The following is a 17,704-nucleotide window of genomic DNA, read 5'->3' as shown; positions in this document are numbered from 1 at the left end:
GGGAAACTCGACTCAGGTCGTGGGGATCATGAACAGCAGGGTGCACACGCCGATGGAGATCGCGAACAGCACGACCATGACGGCGTAGCCCAGGTTCCGCCGGCGGGCCGGGATCGCCGGGTCCATCCACCACCCGAACGCCTTGAACGCGGCTGGAACCGCCCACCACCCGAGGATCTGGGTGGTGACCAGGTTCCCGATGAACAGGGCGACGGCGATCGGCACGCCGTGCGCCTCGATGAACGGCGCACTGAAGAAATGACCCCAGATCACGACCAGCGGGTACAGCACGAGCAGCGCCAGAAGGTTGCTGCGGGCGACAGGTACCGGAGGCGGTTCGTCGCCGCCCGTGCCGCGGAACCAGAAGTCGAAACCGTAGCTCGCTTTGCGGATCCGGAGATTCTTGTTGAACTTCTCGCCCTCCTCGAGGAGGGCGGCCCGCTCCGGGGAATCCATCCACGACCCCAGGTTGTCCTCGGTGTCGAAGCTGAGCACGATCGTCCAGTCCTCGGTGATTCCCTGCACCGGCCTCTCGACCTTGTGCCCCCGGAAGCCCCGGAACCCTGCCTCGGTGGCGGAGATCTTCCGCTGCCAGTCCATGAACGCCGACTCGTCCGCGGGGTCGACGTGGCAGGAGATGACGACCGACGTCGCCGACTGCTCCCGGGTCTGCTCGCCGGTGAGCAAGTGGACGTCCTCGTTGCCGATGAAGGCGTGCTTGATCTCCGCGACCAGTTCCGTGCGCAGGTCGCTGTCGAGCCACGCCCGGGCGTCCTCGAGGGTGGTGAACCGCAGCACGTCCACCCAGTCGTCCTGCACGGGGGGCGACGGCGGCACGATGTCCTGATCGATGAAACCGGGAACCGTCGCGAGGGCGTCCGCCGCGCGTTTCTGCCACTGCGAGTACTCGGCGTAGCTGGCGTCGTCGATCCGGCGTTGAAAGATCACCGACACCGGGGATGCGGCGGGGCTGTGCTGACTCGGGTGCGGCACGTGAGATCACCTCCGGTCGGTTCGTGGTGCGGGCTCCTCGGCGGGGGAATCGTCGGACCGCCGGGCGGATGTGGTGAGCAGGAGCAGAATTCCGGCGCCGGCGCCGAGAACGAGGTAGAGCCAGCCGAGCGGTGCCTGGCTGTTCTCCGGCAGAACGCCCGCGACTGCCATCGCCGCGCTGACGACGAGATAGCAGGCGGCGGTGACGACGCCGCCGATCAGCCCGAGATTCCGGGTGAACAGCCCGAGCGCCAACCCGTACATCTGCGGGCAGAGCACCCCGCATCCGGCGAGTGCGAGGCAGGCGCCGATCGTGATGGCCGGCGCGGTGACGACGGACATCCCGGCCGTGACGGCCAGTACCAGCGCGCCGAGCACGAACACCCACCACGCGCCGAAGGCGAGGCGGCGGGTGCCGATCCGGACGGCGAGTGCGCTGCAGGCGAGTTCGCCGAGAAGGTTGGCGCCGCCCACCACGAGCGCCACCGCACCGTAGGCGGCGGGGGAGAAGCCGAGGATCTCCTGGTACAGGAAGGGCGCGACGACGCCGAACACCATCTGGGCGGACGCCATCAGCCCGAACACGAGGACGAAGCCCACAAAGATGCGGTGGCGCAGCGCGGCCCGCAGCACCCGCGCCGCGGCGGTGGCGTCGACCGGTGACCGCGATTCCTTCGGAAGCGTCTCCGGCAGTCCCACGACCACGAGGGGAACGGCGAGCGCCGCCAGCAGCGCGATCAGCCCGAACACCACGCGCCACGAGATGAACTGCACGAGCAGACCGCCCACGGCGGGCGCGAGAACCGGGGCCAGCCCCCATGCGGCCCCGAGGAGACCGGACACGGACGTGAGCTTGGCGCCGCGGTAGCAGTCGGCGGCGATCGCATACGCGAGGACGAGGCACGCACACCCGCCGACACCCTGCACGAATCTCAGTCCGAGCAGGACCGTGATGTTCTGCACGAGTGCGCATCCCACACTGGTGACGACGAGGATCGCCAGGCAGGTCAGCAGAGTTCGTTTGCGGCCCACCGCATCCGCGATCAGTCCGACCGGGATGAACGCCAGACTCATGCCCAGCATGTACGCCGTCACCGTGTTCTGGACGACGGCCGCGGAGGCGTCCAGGTCGATCACCATCTGCGGCAGCGCCGGGGTGTAGATGTCGAGCGGGATCTGGCTGAGCGGAATCACCAGCAGCAGGATGACCACGACACGGCGCGGCACCGGGACGCCGGTCGGCGTCGTGGGCACTGACATCTCGCACCACCTGCTTCTCGACCCATGGGGGATGGAGAACGGAGCAAGTTTCCCGCAAGCCTTCACGTGAACGTTCCGCAACGGTCCGTGCGGTCGGTTCCCTGGATCATACGACCGCGGACTGCCACGCCGTGCGGGTTCCGGGTGCGCCCGCAGCGGGGGCCTGGGAAGCACGACGAGCCCACCCATGTCACCGGCTGCACACAGCCGGCGCCACGGATGGGCTCGTCAGGAAGTACCGGCCCGCATTTCGGCGGGCATCACGACTTACACGTCGTAGTACAGCTGGAACTCGTAGGGGTGCGGACGCAGGTTGACCGGAGCGATCTCCTGCTCACGCTTGAGCGAGATCCACGTCTCGATCAGGTCGGACGTGAACACGCCACCCTCGGTGAGGTAGTCGTGATCGGCCTCGAGGCGGTCGATGACGGCCGACAGGCTGGTGGGAGCCTGCGGGATGTTGCGGGCCTCCTCCGGCGGGAGCTCGTAGAGGTCCTTGTCGACGGGAGCCTGCGGCTCGATCTTGTTCTTGATGCCGTCGAGGCCGGCCATCATCTGCGCCGCGAAGTTCAGGTAGGGGTTACCCGAGGAGTCGGGGGCGCGGAATTCGAGGCGCTTGGCCTTCGGGTTGTTGCCGGTGATCGGGATACGCACGGCCGCCGAGCGGTTGCGCTGGCTGTACACCAGGTTGATGGGGGCTTCGTAGCCCGGCACCAGGCGGTGGTACGAGTTGATCGTCGGGTTGGTGAACGCCAGCAGCGACGGTGCGTGGTGCAGGATGCCGCCGATGTAGTGACGTGCCATGTCGGACAGGCCCGCGTAGCCGGCCTCGTCGTGGAACAGCGGCTTGCCGTCCTTCCACAGCGACTGGTGGACGTGCATGCCCGAACCGTTGTCGCCGAACAGCGGCTTCGGCATGAAGGTGGCCGACTTGCCGTGCTGCCATGCGGTGTTCTTCACGATGTACTTGAACAGCTGCAGGTCGTCAGCCGCTGCGAGCAGCGTGTTGAACTTGTAGTTGATCTCCTGCTGGCCGCCGGTGCCCACCTCGTGGTGGCCGCGCTCGAGCTCGAAGCCTGCGTTCTGCAGGTTGGTGGAGATCTCGTCGCGCAGGTCGACGTAGTGGTCGTAGGGAGCGACGGGGAAGTATCCACCCTTGGGGCGGACCTTGTAGCCCAGGTTGGGGCTGCCGTCGGCGTTCACGTCGTTGCCGGTGTTCCAGGAACCCGAGATGGAGTCGAGTTCGTAGAACGCGCCGTTGATGCCGGAGTCGTAGCGGACCGAGTCGAAGATGTAGAACTCGGCCTCGGCGCCGAAGAAGGCGGTGTCGGCGATGCCTGTCGACTTCAGGTATTCCTCGGCCTTGCGCGCGACGTTACGCGGGTCGCGGCTGTAGGACTCGCGCGTGAACGGGTCGTGCACGAAGAAGTTGATGTTCAGCGTCTTGGCGGCGCGGAAGGGGTCGATCTGGGCGGTGGCGACGTCGGGGAGGAGCATCATGTCGGACTCGTGGATCGACTGGAAGCCGCGGACGGACGAACCGTCGAACGCGAGGCCGTCCTCGAACACGTCCTGGTTGAACGCGGACGCGGGGATCGAGAAGTGCTGCTGCACGCCCGGCAGGTCGCTGAACCGGATGTCGACGTACTCGACGTTCTCGTCCTTGATGAACTTGATGACCTCTTCGGCCGTGGTGAACGCCACGCTTGTGCTCCTTAAGTCGCTTCAGCCAAGTGGATATTGGCGAAATTCGTCGAGCCGACGGTATGGACTTGGTGTTGCCCGCCGGTCAACCTTTTGTTTCGCCCGTGTTACACGTCGAATCGTCCTGGGCTTTTGCACCGGCTGTGACTGCGCACACAGCCCCAAGCTCCGGTGTGAGGTCCGCGGAGAGACGACGCCTATCCTGGACAGCATGGCACGTATCACCGGTTCTTGGCTCTCCGGACCTTCGGCTGCACTGCCGAACGGTGCCGACGAGACGACGCAGTCCTTCCGGGGCGAGCGCCTCGGGTTGCAGGCGGAAGGACCCGGTTCACTCGCGAGCACGGGACGCCGTCTCGCCGCGCTGATGATCGACTGGGTGACGTCGGCGGGCGTCGCCGCTCTGATCATCGGCGACAACTTCTTCGACGGCCCGTTCTCCACGATCACACTGCTGGTCTGGTTCGTCGTCGGTGTCGTCACGGTGAGTCTGTTCTCCTTCACGCCGGGGCAACTGTTCCTCGGCATGCAGGTGGCCCGGGTGGACGGACCTGCCCGCGTCGGCTTCGTGCGGGCCCTGGTGCGTCAGGCGCTGCTCGTGTTCGTAGTGCCCGGCACCATCACGGACATCGACGGTCGCGGCATGCAGGACCGCGCCACCGGCACCGCACTGATTCGCACGCGCTGACCCCAGAACGTCTTCCGCCCGATGTCGGCTTCGACATCGGGCGGAGTAGGTGTGACGCGGACCAGGTGAAAAGGCGACCGGCTTCTAGCGGCGACGGATGGTGCGCTGCACGCCGCGCATCTTCGCGCCGCCGGGCATCGGCCCCTTGGGCAGTGCGGCGCCGCCACCGCGGCTGCTGAGCGCGGCGAGTCGCGACTCGATGGCGTCCATCCGTTTGGTGTCGATGTTCTTGGGGAGCTTGTTCAGGTGCTTCTGCAGCTGCGACAGCGGGACCTGGCCCTCGTCGTTGCCGATGACGATGTCGTAGATCGGGGTGTCGCCGACGAGGCGCGCCGTCTTCTTCTTCTCCTGGGCCAGCAGCGACTTCACGCGCTGCGGTGATCCCTCGGCGACCAGGATGACGCCGGGGCGTCCGATCACGCGGTGAACGGCGTCGAGCTGCGTGGTGCCTGCGACCGCGCTGGTCACGCGCCAGGAGCCCTGCATGTTGTCGAGCGCCCACGCGGCCGCACCGGCCTGGCCCTCGGCCTTGCCGTACACCGTCTTCTGCACGCGCCGGCCGAAGATGATGAATGCACCGAGAACGCCGAGGAGGAGGCCGATCGGGAGGAGGAACCACTGCAGGCCCCAGATAAGACCGACGAGAAAGAACACCACTGCGAGTCCGACGAGTGTGCCGAGCATGAGCGGCAACAGCAGCTTGTCTTCCTTGCGCTGCATCTGGAACGCCTGCCAGAGCTGGGTTCTGCGTTCCTTCGACGCCTGCCTGCGGGCTGCCTTGGCGGCCGCCTTTGCTTCTTTACTGGGTTTGCCCGCTTTACCGGATTTACTGCCGTTCGCCATGCTTCTCAGGATACGTCCCTGGCCGTGCGCGGTGATGACCCGTCCGGTGTCGATCACCGCGCACGCGCCGCGGTCAGCGGGCGAGGCGCGCCATGAGGGAACTCGCCTCCTGCGAGGCGTCACCGCCTTCGGTGAGATGTGCCTGTCCAGCAGGCAATTCGCGCCCGTGGTGGGCCATCGCCTGTGCGTAGAGGCGGCCGGCGCGGTACGACGAGCGCACGAGCGGTCCGGCCATGACGCCGGCGAATCCCATCTCTTCGGCGGCCTGGGAGTGTTCGACGAACTCTTCGGGCTTGACCCACCGCTCGACGGGGTGGTGCCGGGGGGAGGGTCGCAGGTACTGGGTGATGGTGAGGATGTCGCAGCCGGCGGCGTGCAGGTCGAGCATCGCCTGGTGGACCTCGTCGGGGGTTTCGCCCATGCCGAGGATCAGGTTGGATTTGGTGACCAGCCCGAAGTCGCGGGCGGCGGTGATGACGCCGAGGGAGCGTTCGTAGCGGAACGCGGGGCGGATCCGCTTGAAGATGCGGGGCACGGTCTCGAGGTTGTGGGCGAGGACCTCGGGGCGGGAGTCGAAGACCTCGGCGAGCAGGTCCGGCTTGCCGTTGAAATCGGGGATGAGGTTCTCGACGCCGGTGCCGGGGTTGAGCTGGTGGATCTGGCGGACCGTCTCGGCGTAGAGCCAGGCGCCGCCGTCGGGGAGGTCGTCGCGGGCGACGCCGGTGATGGTGGAGTACCGCAGTCCCATCGCCTGGACGGATTCGGCGACGCGGCGGGGTTCGTCACGGTCGAGGTCCGTGGGTTTGCCGGTGTCGATCTGGCAGAAGTCGCAGCGGCGGGTGCATTGTTCGCCGCCGATGAGGAACGTCGCCTCGCGGTCTTCCCAGCATTCGTAGATGTTGGGGCAGCCGGCTTCTTCGCAGACGGTGTGCAAACCCTCGCGTTTGACGAGGCCCTTGAGCTCGGAGTATTCCGGGCCCATCTTTGCTCTCGTCTTGATCCAGTTCGGTTTGCGTTCGATCGGAGTCTCCGCGTTTCGGATCTCGAGGCGGAGCAATTTGCGTCCTTCTGGGGCCACAGTCACGCGAACGATGCTACGCCCGGCCCGGCGCGCACGACGGGCCGGGGAGCGGTCGTCAACCGTACTGAACAGTAGTGAAGGTGGGGGCGGCGGACGCCTTCTCGGCCGTCGCGGAGTCGAACGTGACCCGTTCGATGTCGTGGTCGGTCACCGGGAGGGTGCCGTCCAGCGCGGCCACGACAGCGGCGGTGACGGCCGGAGTGACCTCCTCGACCGTGACGTCGCGGCCCAGTTCGCGCGACAGCGACGTCACCCCGGCGTCTCGGATGCCGCACGGGATGATCGCGTCGAAGCCCGTCAGGACGGAATTGCAGTTGAGCGAGAAGCCGTGCAGAGCGACACCGCGCTGCACCCGCACCCCGATCGCCGCGACCTTCCGCTCGGGCAGCCACTGCCCGTTGTCGAGGGAGGCGGGCAGCCACACGCCGGAGCGGCCGTCCACCCGGCCGCAGACGATGCCGAGGTCGGTGCACACGGAGATCAGCGCCTGCTCGAGCCTGCGGACGTACCGCACGACGTCGACCGGTTCCGCCAGCTTGACGATCGGATACCCCACCAGCTGTCCCGGGCCGTGCCAGGTGATCTTCCCGCCGCGGTCGACGTCGATGACGGGAGTGCCGTCGGTGGGACGGTCCTCCGGTTCGGTGCGGCGTCCCGCGGTGTAGACGGCGGGGTGTTCGAGCAGGAGCAGCGTGTCGGTGCCCACGTTCTCGGCGCGTTCGGCCGCCAGCTCGCGCTGTCGGTCCCAGGCGTCGACGTACCCGATCGTGCCGAGGTGTTCGACGGCGATCGGGGAGGGGCTGAAACGGGCGGATTGTGTCGCGCTGCTCATGCGCTAGAGGTTACGCCGGGGCGGTGGCCGTGCCGCCACGAGCCGGGTTCACCGGACGAGGGCGGCGTCGAGCGCTTCTCCGATGGTGTTGTGCCGGAACCGGAATCCCGCGTTCTCGAGCACCGTCGGGATCGCGCGCTGCCCGGCCAGGATGCCCTCCTGCGCGAACTCGCCCACCAGCGCGCTGAGCGCGAACCCGGGCACGATCCACGGGGCGGGGCGGTGCATCGTCCGGGCGACCGCGCCGTTGAATTGCGCATTGGTGACGGGCGCCGGACCGGTGACGTTCACAGGGCCGGCCACGTCGTCGCGGGAGAGCACGAATTTGATCGCATCGACCTCGTCCTCCAACGAGATCCACGACAGGTACTGGCGGCCGTTGCCGAGCCGGCCGCCGAGCCCGAACGAGTACAGCGTCTTCAGCCGGCCGAGCAGGCCGCCGTGGGGGGACAGGACGATGCCGCTGCGCAGCCGCACCGTCCGGACCTTCGAGTCGTCGGCGGGGGCCGTCGCCGCCTCCCAGTCACGGCAGGTGTCCGCGAGGAAACCCGTCCCGGACGGCGAGGTCTCGTCGACCACGTGGTCGCCGGTGTCGCCGTAGTAGCCGACCGCGCTCGCATTCACGAACACGGGCACCCCGGCCTCGGCGACCGCCTCGGCCAGGACGTCGGTGGCGGCGATCCGGCTGTCCCGGATCAGTTGCTTGTACGCGCCGGTCCAGCGTTTGTCGCCGATCCCGACGCCGCACAGATTCACGACTGCGTCGGCGTCCACGAGGATCCCGGTGTCGAGCCGGTCCTTCTGCGGATCCCAGCGCGACTCGTCGGGACCCGCCGCCGACCGGCGGACCAGGCGGACGACGTCGTGACCGTCGCCGCGGAGGGACGAGACGAGAGCGGTGCCAATCAGCCCGGAGGATCCGGCGACGACCACGCGCATGTGCAACAGCCTCCTTCACAGCGCAGGGGCACCATTCCTGCTGGAAATGGTGCCCCTGCGAAACTACGTTCGGCTCGAAGTCCGGCGACGGATCAGAGGCCGAGATCGGCCTCGAAGGCGCCCTGCTCCAGACGCTGCTTGATCGTCGTCAGGAAGCGGCCGGCGTCGGCACCGTCGACGAGGCGGTGATCGTACGTGAGCGGCAGGTAGCACATCGAGCGGACGCCGATGCTCTCACTGCCGGACTCGTCGGTCACGACCACGGGACGCTTGACGATCGCACCGGTTCCGAGCATCGCGGCCTGCGGGGGCACGAGGATCGGGGTGTCGAACAGGGCGCCTTGGCTGCCGATGTTCGTGATCGTGAACGTGCCACCGGACAGCTCGTCCGGCTTGAGTCCACCGGAGCGGGCGCGCTTGGCGATGTCCGCGATGGCGCGGGCCAGTCCGGCCAGCGACAGGTCGCCGGCGTTGTGGATCACGGGGGACAGCAGGCCCTGGTCGGTGTCGACCGCGATGCCCAGGTGCTCGGCGTCGTAGTAGGTGATCTGCTTGTTCGCCTCGTCGTAGCTGGCGTTGATGTTCGGGTGCGACTTCAGCGCCTCGACGACGGCCTTCGCGAAGAACGGGAGGAACGTGAGCTTGACGCCCTCGCGCTCAAGGAAGGTGTTCTTGGCCTGCGCGCGCAGGGCCGCGATCCTGGTGACGTCGATCTCGAAGGTCTGGGTGAGCTGCGCCGTGCTCTGCAGCGACTCCCGGGTCTTCGTGGCCGTGATCTGGCGAATTCGGTTGGCCTTCTGCGTGGTTCCGCGCAGGTGCGCCAGTTCGGGGCGGACCCCGGCGGAGGCGGCTGCGGGAGCAGCAGCGGCAGCGGGCCGTGCGGCCGCAGGCGCGGCAGCGGCGGCCGGTGCCTTCTTGGCCTCGGCGGCAGCGAGAACATCCTGCTTACGGATGCGGCCACCGACTCCGGTGCCCGTCACCGAGGACAGGTCGACGCCGTTGTCCGCGGCGAGCTTGCGCACCAGCGGGGTGACGTACGGGGTGCTGTCCCCGGACGTGGCCGCGGGTGCGGGTGCAGCGGCGGCGGGAGCCGGCGCGGATGCCGCCGGTGCGGCGGCCGGAGCCGGAGCGCTCTGGGCGGGTGCGGGCTTCGCCGGTTCCGGGGCCGGAGCGGGCTTCGCGGGCTCGGGGGTGGGCTCGGGCTTCGGTTCCGGCTTGGCGGCGGGCGCACCGGAACCGATGACGGCGAGCTGACCGCCGACGGCGACGGTGTCGTCTTCCTCCGCGCTGATCTCGAGGAGCGTGCCGGCGACGGGCGACGGGATCTCCGTGTCGACCTTGTCGGTGGACACCTCGACGAGCGGCTCGTCCACGGCGACCTCGTCGCCGACGGCCTTGAGCCAGCGGGTGACGGTGCCCTCGGTGACGGACTCGCCCAGTTCGGGCATGTTCACCGCGGTGCCCTCGGCGGAACCGCCGCCGGACGCTGCGGGCGCGGGCTCTGCGGCCGGTGCCTCCGCGGCGGGAGCCGGCTCTGCGGCGGGCTCTTCGGCGGCGGGTGCGGGAGCGGAGTCGGAGGCGGGAGCCTCACCGGCGTCGCCGATCACGGCAAGCTCGCCACCGATTTCGACGGTGTCGTCTTCCTGAGCAACGATCTTGCTGAGAACGCCGGCCACGGGAGACGGGATTTCCGTGTCCACCTTGTCCGTGGAGACTTCGAGCAAGGGTTCGTCAACTTCGACCGTGTCTCCTTCCTGCTTGAGCCACCGCGTGACAGTTCCCTCGGTGACACTCTCACCAAGCGCTGGCATCTGGACGGAGAAGGCCATGTCTTTTGACTCCTCGACAGTTGTGTTCGGGTTGTTGAATTTTGTCGACTTGTGGTCGTGAACCATTGTGCTCAAGATGCACGTGTCTTGCGTCTACTTGCAGGTAATTCCGATTCGTCGTCACCCACTCGCTGTGTCGGCGCTCCACATCTTTCCATTGATCCGACGGGCGCGTCCGTCGAGGGGGACCCCCCGGTCACTCCGGTGTGTCGCATCGAAATCCCTACTGGCCGGTAGTTTGCGGTCGCGGCGGAAACCGGATGTTCGCTGGCAAACTTGGAGGACATCGCGGGCACCGCCCCGCGCACGCACTCGAGGAGGCTCGACGTGGGGTTGTTCGACCGTTTCTCGCGGCCTCGGTCCGGCCGATCCCAGGCGTCCCCGGAGGATGCCGCCCATCTCGCGAACTGGACTCGCACCCATCTCGGTGTGGAGGCGTACGTGGAACCTCGGACGACAGTGACCGAAGTCACCGTCGTGCTCGTCGCGGCGGACGGCGAGTGGACCCGGCGCCGGGTGGGCGGCGAACGCGGCGCCCGCAAACTCGGGGAGGATCTGCGCATCCCGGTGTACGACGTCCGCAAGACCGGCTACCCGCAGCGGATGCGCGACCACGACGCGCGGCGCCGCATCGAGCGGAAGCGGGAGCGCGAACGCGACCTGTAGGCGGCTCCGCCGCCCGTGCGCCTTTGTGGTTGCGGGGGCAACCGGAAAGGCGCACGAGCGCGAAGCGCCTACCCGTTGGCGGCGATGTCCTCGATCACCGAGATCATCGTGCGCACCGGCACGCCGGTGCCGCCGCGGCCGGTGTAGCCCCACGGTCCCGACGAGTTGTAGGCCGGTCCCGCGACGTCGATGTGCGCCCACTGGACGCCGTCGGCGACGAACTCCTTCAGGTACAGGGCCGCCGCGAGCATGCCGCCCCAGCGGTGATTCGTGACGTTGGCGAGGTCGGCGATCTTCGAGTCGAGGTCCGAGCGCAGTTCGGCGGGCATCGGCATGGCCCACGCGTTCTCGCCGATCCTCTGGGAGACGGCGGCGACGCGGTCGCGGAACTCGTCGGTCCCCATGACGCCGGGGGTCCGATTGCCCAGTGCCACCATCTGCGCGCCGGTGAGCGTCGCCGTGTCGATGAGGTAGTCGGGCTCGTCCTCACAGGCCCGGACGATGGCGTCGGCGAGGACGAGGCGTCCCTCCGCGTCGGTGTTGATGACCTCCACCGTGGTTCCGCCGTACTGGGTGAGGACGTCGCCGGGGCGCTGCGCGGTGGACGACGGCATGTTCTCGGCCATCGGGACGGTGGCGGTGACGTCGACGGGCAGTCCGAGTTTGGCGGCGAGGACCACGGTCGCCACAACGGCTGCGGCACCGCCCATGTCGGACGTCATGTTCTCCATGCCTGCGGCGGGCTTGATGGAGATGCCGCCGGTGTCGAACGTGATGCCCTTGCCGACGAGCGCGACCTTGGGGGCGTTCCGCTTCTTGGCGGAGTAGCTGAGGCGGACCAGTCGCGGCAGCCGGGACGAGCCCTTGCCCACCCCGAGGATGCCGCCGTACCCGTTCTTTTCGAGTGCCTTCTCGTCCAGGACCTCGACCTTCAGTCCCGCATCGGTGCCGAGTGCCTTTGCGCGGTCGGCGAATTCGGCGGGAAAGAGGTGGCTCGGGGGAGTGTTGACGAATTCGCGTGCGGTGGCGACGGCTTCGGCGATCGCCGAAGAGCGCGCGAGGGTGTCCTTCGACTCTTTCGCCCGCGGGGACGACACCAGCAGCTCCACACGGGAGACGGGCTGTGCGTCCGGGCCGGGGGCGGACTTCGCGGACTTGAATTCGGTGAACCGGTACGCGCCGAGGGCGAAACCTTCCGCTGCCGCACCGAGATCGAGTGCGGACAGCGTGGTCGCGACGGTGTCGACGCCGCTGAGCGCCCGTGCCGCGGCGCCCGCGGACCTGCGGATCTGCTCGGCGTCGAGCTTCCCGGCCGAACCGAGTCCGACGGCGAGCACACTGTCGACCGGCAGCGTGCCGGGTGCCGGGATGCGGGTGGTCTCCTCGGCCTTGCCGGAGGCGCCCACCGTGACGAGCGTGTCGAGCAGATCGGTCAGCACCGATTCGTCGACGATGCCGTCTCCGAGGGCGATTTCGGGGCCGTCCGGGCTCGACGTCAGTCCGATCACCAACACGTCCACTCGCTTGCCGACGGTGCCGGCCAGTGCGAGTTGTGGTCCGAGGGGCCGGGCTGTGCGAGTGCTCACGGTGTGTCTCCTGCAGCGGTGGGGGGCGGGTGGTGTCGGGTGGCCGACGTCGGTCCCGATGGTAGTGCTCCGTCGCCGCCGGCTACCCGGTGCGCGGCTACCCGGAGGTCCGATAGGTTGAGGCGCATGACCGAGGAGCAGTTGTCGCAGGGGCCCGTCCACGCCGTCCACGTCGAACTCGGGGCCACGTTCGCTCCGTTCGGCGGCTGGGAGATGCCCGTGTCGTATGCCGGCACCGTCGCCGAGCACACCGCGGTCCGCGAATCGGTCGGAGTGTTCGACGTCAGCCACCTCGGCAAGGCCCTCGTGCGGGGCAGCGGCGCCGCCGCCTTCGTGAACTCGGCGCTGACCAACGACCTCGACAAGATCGGCCCCGGCAAGGCGCAGTACACGCTGTGCTGCACGCCGTCGGGTGGGGTGATCGACGATCTGATCGCCTATTACGTGGGCCCGGACGAGGTGTTCCTCGTCCCGAATGCCGCCAACACCGCGGACGTGGTCGCGGCGCTGACCGCCGCGGCGCCTGACGGGATCACGGTGGAGGACCAGCACCGGGACTTCGGCGTGATCGCCGTGCAGGGCCCGAAGTCGGTGGAGGTGCTCACCGCGCTCGGCCTGCCCACCGACATCGACTACATGGCCTTCGCGGACGCCACCTGGGACGGCGTTCCCGTCCGTGTCTGCCGCAGCGGGTACACCGGCGAGATCGGGTTCGAACTGCTGCCACGCTGGGAGGACAGCGAGAAGTTGTTCCGGGCGGCGGTCGAGCAGGTTCGCGCGCGCGGCGGCCAGGTCGCCGGTCTCGGCGCCCGGGACACGTTGCGTACCGAGATGGGGTACCCGCTGCACGGGCACGAGTTGTCGCTGGAGATCTCCCCGCTCGAGGCGCGATGCGGCTGGGCGATCGGCTGGAAGAAGCCGAAGTTCTGGGGCAAGGAGACTCTCGCCGACGAGAAGGCGTCCGGCCCCGCCCGCAAGCTGTGGGGCATCAAGGCGCTGGACCGCGGGGTCCTGCGCGCCGGTCAGACTGTGCTCCGCGACGGCGAGTCGATCGGCGAGACCACGTCGGGCACGTTCTCGCCCACGCTCAAGGTCGGGATCGCGCTGGCGCTGCTCGATTCCGGGTCCGCGGTGTCGGCCGGAGACGAGATCTCCGTGGACGTCCGGGGACGTTCGCTGCGCGCCGCGGTGGTGTCTCCGCCGTTCGTGGAGATCAACACCAAGTAAGCACCTGTCGCGGACGACCTGTCGGCGGCGGGGCGGCGGAAGGCGTTCGATAAGATCACGGGCATGACAGGTGTCACCGAGTTCGTTCGCGTCCCGCATCCCGCCCCCACCTCCGACGAGGTACGGCGAGAGATACTGGCGGCGCCCGGATTCGGTCGGTACTTCACGGACCACATGGCGTCGATCACCTACTCCACCGAGCTCGGCTGGCACGACGCGAAGGTGGAGCCGTACGGGCCGCTGCAGCTCGACCCGGCCGCGATGGTCCTGCACTACGGGCAGGCCATCTTCGAGGGACTGAAAGTCTACCGGCAGCCCGACGGCGGCATCTCGACGTTCCGTATCGAGGCGAACGCCGAGCGGCTCGCGACGTCGGCTCGCCGTCTCGCGATGCCCGAGCTGCCGGAGGAGTTGTTCGTCAAGTCGATCACCGAACTGCTCGAGCTCGATCACGAGTGGGTGCCCGCGGCCGGTGGTGAGGACGCGCTGTACCTGCGCCCGTTCATGTTCTCCACCGAGGCCGGTCTCGGTGTGCGTCCGGCCGACGAGTACCGCTACCTGCTGATCGCCTCGCCCGCGGGCGCGTACTTCCCGCGGGGAGTGAAGCCGGTCAGCGTGTGGCTGTCGACGGAGTACGTCCGGGCCGCACCCGGCGGCACCGGTGCCGCCAAGTTCGCGGGCAACTACGCGGCGTCGCTCCTCGCGCAGGCGCAGGCCGCCGACGAGGGCTGCGACCAGGTGGTGTGGCTCGACGCCATCGAGCGGTCGTACGTCGAGGAAATGGGCGGCATGAACCTGTTCTTCGTGTTCGGCTCGGGATCCGACGCCCGCCTCGTGACGCCGTCCCTGTCCGGTTCGCTGCTGCCGGGGATCACCCGCAATTCGCTGCTGACCCTCGCGATCGACGCCGGTTTCGCGGTGGAGGAGCGGCGGATCAGCACGGACGAATGGCGCACCAAGACGAAGTCCGGCGAGATCACCGAGGTGTTCGCATGCGGAACGGCGGCGGTCATCACGCCCGTCGGCAGGGTCAAGTCCGCCGAAGGTGAATTCACGATCGCCGACGGCGAGCCCGGCGAGGTCACCATGGCCCTGCGCGACACGCTGACCGGAATTCAGCGGGGAACGTTCGCCGACACCCACGGCTGGATGACCAAACTGCGCTGAGCCGTGTCGGCGGTCGACTGCGCTGAGCCGTTTCGGCAGTCGGTCAGAAAGCGAGACCGATCGCCGACACGGTGACGGTGATCTCGAGCGCGGCTCCGAGCACGTCACCGTTCAGGCCGGCGAATCGCCGGACGCAGTGGGCCACCAGCAGTGCGATGAGTGCCAGTGCAGTCGCCACGACGACCGGTCCCTGCCACCAGGGCGCCGTGCACCATGCGGCCGTCGCGAGCAGCGGGACGGTCCAGGCGAGACCGGTCCACGGTGACTGGGTTTCGGCGACCAGCGCGCCGAAACCTTCCGTGGAGGACGCGGGGATTCCGCGGCGGCAGGCGAACACGACCGCCACCCGCCCCGCCGCCACGGCGACGGCCACACACGCGAACTGTCCTGTGGCGGCGAGAGATCCGAATGCCAGCCCCTGCGCGCCCAGGCAGATCACCAGGGCGCACACTCCGAACGGGCCCGCGCCGCCGCTGTGCATCACGGCCCGCGCCCGCTCCGGCGGCCCGTAGCAGCCGAGTCCGTCGACGGTGTCGGACAGTCCGTCGATGTGCATGCCGCGGGTTGCGAGGGCGTGTGCCCCGACCGTCACCAGGCCGGCGAGGGCGGGATCGAGACCGGCGGACACGAGCACCCACAGCAACCCGGCGGCCAGGGCGCCCAGCGCGATGCCCGTCACCGGTGCCGCCCGGATCGCGCGGCGGCCGGCCGCGCGGTCGACGGAATCCGGTCCGCGCAGGGGGAGGACCGTCAGCCAGGAGAACGCGAGCAGCACGCCCGTCACGGTCAGCCCGCGGTATCGGCGGCGGAATCGGTCCCGGTGCCGGAGTCGGTCCTGGGACCGGAGCCGGAGTCGTCTTCGGCGTCGCGAGTGCTGACCCCGGCCTCCGCAAACGTGGCCATCTCCGCGAGCGTCGCGACGGCTCCCTGCAGGATCGGCAGCGCGGTGACGGCGCCGGACCCCTCGCCGAGTCGCATGTCGAGTTCGAGGAGCGGGTCGAGTTGCAAATGCTTCAGCGCGATCGTGTGGGCCGGTTCCGTGGAACGGTGGCCGGCCAGCCACCACGCGCGCGCGCCGGGCGCCAATTCCTCCGCGACCATCGCGGCCGCCGTCACGACGACGCCGTCGAGGATCACCGGGGTCTTGCGCGCGGAGGCCTGCGCGAGGAACCCGGCCATCGCGGCGAGGTCGGCGCCCGACACCGTGCGCAGCAGTGCCACCGTGTCCCGGAGCACCGGCCGGGCGCGGCGCATCGCGTCGCGGATCGCCGCCGTCTTCCGGATCCAGCCGGCGTCGTCGACACCGGTACCCCGGCCGACGGCCGCGACCGGTTCGGTGTCCGTCAGCGAGGCGATGAGGACGGTGGCCGGCGTGGTGTTGCCGATTCCCATGTCGCCGGCGATCAACAGGTCTGCGCCGGAATCGATTTCGGAGTCGGCGATCGACCGCCCGGCCTCGATGGCCTTCAGGGTCTCTTCGTGCGTGAGCGCGTCCTCGCGATCGATCGCACCCGACGAGCGCCGAATCTTGAACGTGGACACCGACGGATCCGTGTCGCCGTCCACCGACAGGTCGACGACGCGGACGCTCGCGCCCGCCCGGTTCGCGAGAGCGTTGACGGCCGCCCCGCCGCCGACGAAGTTGGCGACCATCTGGGCCGTCACCTCGGGCGGATACGCGGAGACGCCGGTCCGTGCCACGCCGTGGTCGCCGGCGAACACCACCACCCGTGCCCGTGCGAACGGGGCGGGCGGGCAGACGCCCTGGCAGGCCGACGCCCAGCATGCGAGCGTCTCGAGACGTCCGAGCGATCCGGCGGGTTTGGTGAGCTGAAGCTGGCGGGCCTCGGCCTGCGCGCGAATCCCTTCGTCGGGTGGGGTGACGGGGTCGAACCGACCGGGGTCGGTGCTCACGGACTCGCTGGTCACGCTTGGCCTCTCGCTCGAGTGGAGTCTGCCCCGCACGATGCGCGTGCGGGATCGTCTTTCAGAGTCATGGTCAGGCCGGCCACGACGAGGACCACGCGATCGCACACCTGCGCGAGTCGCGCGTTGAGGGCGCCGATCTCGTCGCGGAACAGTCGACCGGACCGGGTCTCGGGGATGACGCCGAGTCCCACCTCGGGGGTTACCAGCACGAGCGCCCCGCGGTAGTCGCGGACGCTCGCGACGAGGTCGTCCGCGCGGGGGCCGATGGTGCCCCGCGGCGAATCCCAGGCTGCGGCGCCGTCGAGTTCGACGGTGAGCCAGGTGCCGAGGTCGTCGACGAGGGTGGCGGCCGCGTCGGTGGGGGAACGCAGGTGATCGGCGAGGTCGCGGCGGTGCGCGGTTTCCACGGTGAGCCAGCTGTCGGGGCGCCGGTCACGGTGCTCGGCGACCCGGTGCTCCCAGTCCTGGTCGTCGGGGTCGCGGTGGCTGGTCGCGACGTAGCGCACCCGGCCCGCCCCGGCCAGCGCCTGGGTCAGTTCCTCGGCGTGCACGGATTTACCGGAGCGTGCCCCGCCGAGTACCAGCGTTCGCGTGGGCTGGTACGGGTGACCCGGGTGGTCCCGGGGATCGGCGATGGGCACGGAGGAAAACGCTACCAACCCGCCGACGTGGCAGTATTTTGACGAAGAACGTCAATTCCGCCACTGTTGGCGGGAAGTGGGCGGGCGGAGAATTTCAGCCATGACCGAATTTCTCGTCCTCGTTGCACTACTCCTCGTGCTGCAAGCGGCCGTGACATACGCCGGTCGGCACCTGGGTCCACTCCACCCGCGACTGCGGAACAGCTACCGCGACAACTTCTTCCGGCCTGCCGATCCCATGACGGACCTGTCGCACGACCGCGACGCCGAACTGGGGCGGCTGCTCGCCGAGACGCACCGCGCGCCCCACAACTGATCG

17 protein-coding genes are annotated in these 17,704 nt (G+C 69.0%); 5 read left to right on the top strand and 12 right to left on the bottom strand.

Annotated features, from left to right (window positions below; all coding sequences use genetic code 11):
• Positions 1 to 12: 12 nt before the first annotated feature.
• From MLGJGCBP_RS27320 to glnA, 3 genes are all read right to left on the bottom strand, one after another.
• Positions 13 to 993: an antibiotic biosynthesis monooxygenase gene (locus MLGJGCBP_RS27320; RefSeq protein ID WP_160099395.1), complete on the bottom strand. Its 981-nt coding sequence runs from the start codon at positions 991 to 993 to the stop codon at positions 13 to 15.
• Positions 994 to 999: 6 nt separating this feature from the next.
• Positions 1,000 to 2,253: a multidrug effflux MFS transporter gene (locus tag MLGJGCBP_RS27315; protein WP_160099393.1), complete on the bottom strand. Its 1,254-nt coding sequence runs from the start codon at positions 2,251 to 2,253 to the stop codon at positions 1,000 to 1,002.
• A gap of 267 nt (positions 2,254 to 2,520) precedes the next feature.
• Positions 2,521 to 3,957 carry a type I glutamate--ammonia ligase gene (glnA, locus tag MLGJGCBP_RS27310; protein WP_005247755.1) on the bottom strand — a complete coding sequence of 479 codons (1,437 nt, stop codon included), beginning with the start codon at positions 3,955 to 3,957 and terminating at the stop codon, positions 2,521 to 2,523.
• A 211-nt stretch (positions 3,958 to 4,168) separates the two neighbouring features.
• On the opposite strand from glnA, the gene MLGJGCBP_RS27305 reads away from it, so the two are divergent.
• The gene (locus MLGJGCBP_RS27305; RefSeq protein ID WP_087562181.1) at positions 4,169 to 4,645 is read left to right on the top strand and encodes an RDD family protein; all 477 of its coding nucleotides are present in this window, start codon (positions 4,169 to 4,171) and stop codon (positions 4,643 to 4,645) included.
• 84 nt (positions 4,646 to 4,729) lie between these two features.
• Here the strand turns inward: MLGJGCBP_RS27305 and MLGJGCBP_RS27300 are convergent, their stop codons facing one another.
• The 5 genes from MLGJGCBP_RS27300 to sucB form a co-directional block, all read right to left on the bottom strand.
• Positions 4,730 to 5,488, bottom strand: coding sequence for a DUF4191 domain-containing protein (locus MLGJGCBP_RS27300; RefSeq protein ID WP_012688122.1), 759 nt, complete (start codon positions 5,486 to 5,488; stop codon positions 4,730 to 4,732).
• A gap of 73 nt (positions 5,489 to 5,561) precedes the next feature.
• The gene (lipA, locus tag MLGJGCBP_RS27295) at positions 5,562 to 6,572 is read right to left on the bottom strand and encodes a lipoyl synthase (RefSeq protein ID WP_160099391.1); all 1,011 of its coding nucleotides are present in this window, start codon (positions 6,570 to 6,572) and stop codon (positions 5,562 to 5,564) included.
• Positions 6,573 to 6,624: 52 nt separating this feature from the next.
• The gene (lipB, locus tag MLGJGCBP_RS27290; protein WP_160099389.1) at positions 6,625 to 7,401 is read right to left on the bottom strand and encodes a lipoyl(octanoyl) transferase LipB; all 777 of its coding nucleotides are present in this window, start codon (positions 7,399 to 7,401) and stop codon (positions 6,625 to 6,627) included.
• A gap of 48 nt (positions 7,402 to 7,449) precedes the next feature.
• A complete protein-coding gene (locus tag MLGJGCBP_RS27285; protein ID WP_160099387.1) occupies positions 7,450 to 8,340 on the bottom strand; it encodes a TIGR01777 family oxidoreductase in 891 nt (296 codons plus the stop codon).
• 92 nt (positions 8,341 to 8,432) lie between these two features.
• The gene (sucB, locus tag MLGJGCBP_RS27280; RefSeq protein ID WP_087556196.1) at positions 8,433 to 10,169 is read right to left on the bottom strand and encodes a 2-oxoglutarate dehydrogenase, E2 component, dihydrolipoamide succinyltransferase; all 1,737 of its coding nucleotides are present in this window, start codon (positions 10,167 to 10,169) and stop codon (positions 8,433 to 8,435) included.
• A 327-nt stretch (positions 10,170 to 10,496) separates the two neighbouring features.
• On the opposite strand from sucB, the gene MLGJGCBP_RS27275 reads away from it, so the two are divergent.
• Positions 10,497 to 10,835: an oxidoreductase gene (locus MLGJGCBP_RS27275; protein ID WP_072945480.1), complete on the top strand. Its 339-nt coding sequence runs from the start codon at positions 10,497 to 10,499 to the stop codon at positions 10,833 to 10,835.
• Between the two features lie 68 nt (positions 10,836 to 10,903).
• Here the strand turns inward: MLGJGCBP_RS27275 and MLGJGCBP_RS27270 are convergent, their stop codons facing one another.
• A complete protein-coding gene (locus MLGJGCBP_RS27270; protein ID WP_160099385.1) occupies positions 10,904 to 12,421 on the bottom strand; it encodes a leucyl aminopeptidase in 1,518 nt (505 codons plus the stop codon).
• 126 nt (positions 12,422 to 12,547) lie between these two features.
• Between MLGJGCBP_RS27270 and gcvT the strand changes: the two genes are divergently transcribed.
• Entirely contained in the window at positions 12,548 to 13,648 is a 1,101-nt protein-coding gene (gene gcvT / locus MLGJGCBP_RS27265; protein ID WP_160099383.1) for a glycine cleavage system aminomethyltransferase GcvT, read from the top strand.
• A 63-nt stretch (positions 13,649 to 13,711) separates the two neighbouring features.
• Entirely contained in the window at positions 13,712 to 14,815 is a 1,104-nt protein-coding gene (locus MLGJGCBP_RS27260) for a branched-chain amino acid aminotransferase (protein WP_087556199.1), read from the top strand.
• A gap of 43 nt (positions 14,816 to 14,858) precedes the next feature.
• On the opposite strand, the gene MLGJGCBP_RS27255 is transcribed toward MLGJGCBP_RS27260, so the two are convergent.
• Genes MLGJGCBP_RS27255 through cobU form a run of 3 tightly spaced genes read right to left on the bottom strand, consistent with a single transcriptional unit; the run spans position 14,859 to position 17,385 of the window.
• A complete protein-coding gene (locus MLGJGCBP_RS27255; protein WP_160099381.1) occupies positions 14,859 to 15,599 on the bottom strand; it encodes an adenosylcobinamide-GDP ribazoletransferase in 741 nt (246 codons plus the stop codon).
• Positions 15,600 to 15,601: 2 nt separating this feature from the next.
• Complete coding sequence (cobT, locus tag MLGJGCBP_RS27250) at positions 15,602 to 16,744, bottom strand: nicotinate-nucleotide--dimethylbenzimidazole phosphoribosyltransferase (protein ID WP_160099379.1); 1,143 nt, start codon at positions 16,742 to 16,744, stop codon at positions 15,602 to 15,604.
• Positions 16,741 to 17,385 (bottom strand): bifunctional adenosylcobinamide kinase/adenosylcobinamide-phosphate guanylyltransferase, encoded by a 645-nt coding sequence (cobU, locus tag MLGJGCBP_RS27245; RefSeq protein ID WP_160099377.1) that lies wholly within the window; start codon positions 17,383 to 17,385, stop codon positions 16,741 to 16,743. The genes cobT and cobU overlap by 4 nt, the downstream gene beginning before the upstream one ends.
• Before the next feature lie 100 nt (positions 17,386 to 17,485).
• Between cobU and MLGJGCBP_RS27240 the strand changes: the two genes are divergently transcribed.
• Positions 17,486 to 17,701 (top strand): hypothetical protein, encoded by a 216-nt coding sequence (locus MLGJGCBP_RS27240; protein WP_160099375.1) that lies wholly within the window; start codon positions 17,486 to 17,488, stop codon positions 17,699 to 17,701.
• Positions 17,702 to 17,704: the final 3 nt, after the last annotated feature.

It is taken from the genome of Rhodococcus sp. T7 (genome assembly GCF_009872365.1).
Classification (GTDB): domain Bacteria; phylum Actinomycetota; class Actinomycetes; order Mycobacteriales; family Mycobacteriaceae; genus Rhodococcus_F.
Note: the sequence above shows the minus strand (reverse complement) of the source record. Positions and strands in the feature narration are given on the sequence as shown.

What these genes read in the sequence shown, in the direction of transcription:
- MLGJGCBP_RS27260 (WP_087556199.1), top strand. Translation starts at nt 13,712, where the DNA reads ATGACAGGTGTCACCGAGTTCGTTCGCGTCCCGCATCCCGCCCCCACC.
- MLGJGCBP_RS27305 (WP_087562181.1), top strand. Translation starts at nt 4,169, where the DNA reads ATGGCACGTATCACCGGTTCTTGGCTCTCCGGACCTTCGGCTGCACTG.
- lipB (WP_160099389.1), bottom strand. Translation starts at nt 7,401, where the DNA reads ATGAGCAGCGCGACACAATCCGCCCGTTTCAGCCCCTCCCCGATCGCC.
- MLGJGCBP_RS27285 (WP_160099387.1), bottom strand. Translation starts at nt 8,340, where the DNA reads ATGCGCGTGGTCGTCGCCGGATCCTCCGGGCTGATTGGCACCGCTCTC.
- MLGJGCBP_RS27300 (WP_012688122.1), bottom strand. Translation starts at nt 5,488, where the DNA reads ATGGCGAACGGCAGTAAATCCGGTAAAGCGGGCAAACCCAGTAAAGAA.
- MLGJGCBP_RS27315 (WP_160099393.1), bottom strand. Translation starts at nt 2,253, where the DNA reads ATGTCAGTGCCCACGACGCCGACCGGCGTCCCGGTGCCGCGCCGTGTC.
- MLGJGCBP_RS27240 (WP_160099375.1), top strand. Translation starts at nt 17,486, where the DNA reads ATGACCGAATTTCTCGTCCTCGTTGCACTACTCCTCGTGCTGCAAGCG.
- sucB (WP_087556196.1), bottom strand. Translation starts at nt 10,169, where the DNA reads ATGGCCTTCTCCGTCCAGATGCCAGCGCTTGGTGAGAGTGTCACCGAG.
- gcvT (WP_160099383.1), top strand. Translation starts at nt 12,548, where the DNA reads ATGACCGAGGAGCAGTTGTCGCAGGGGCCCGTCCACGCCGTCCACGTC.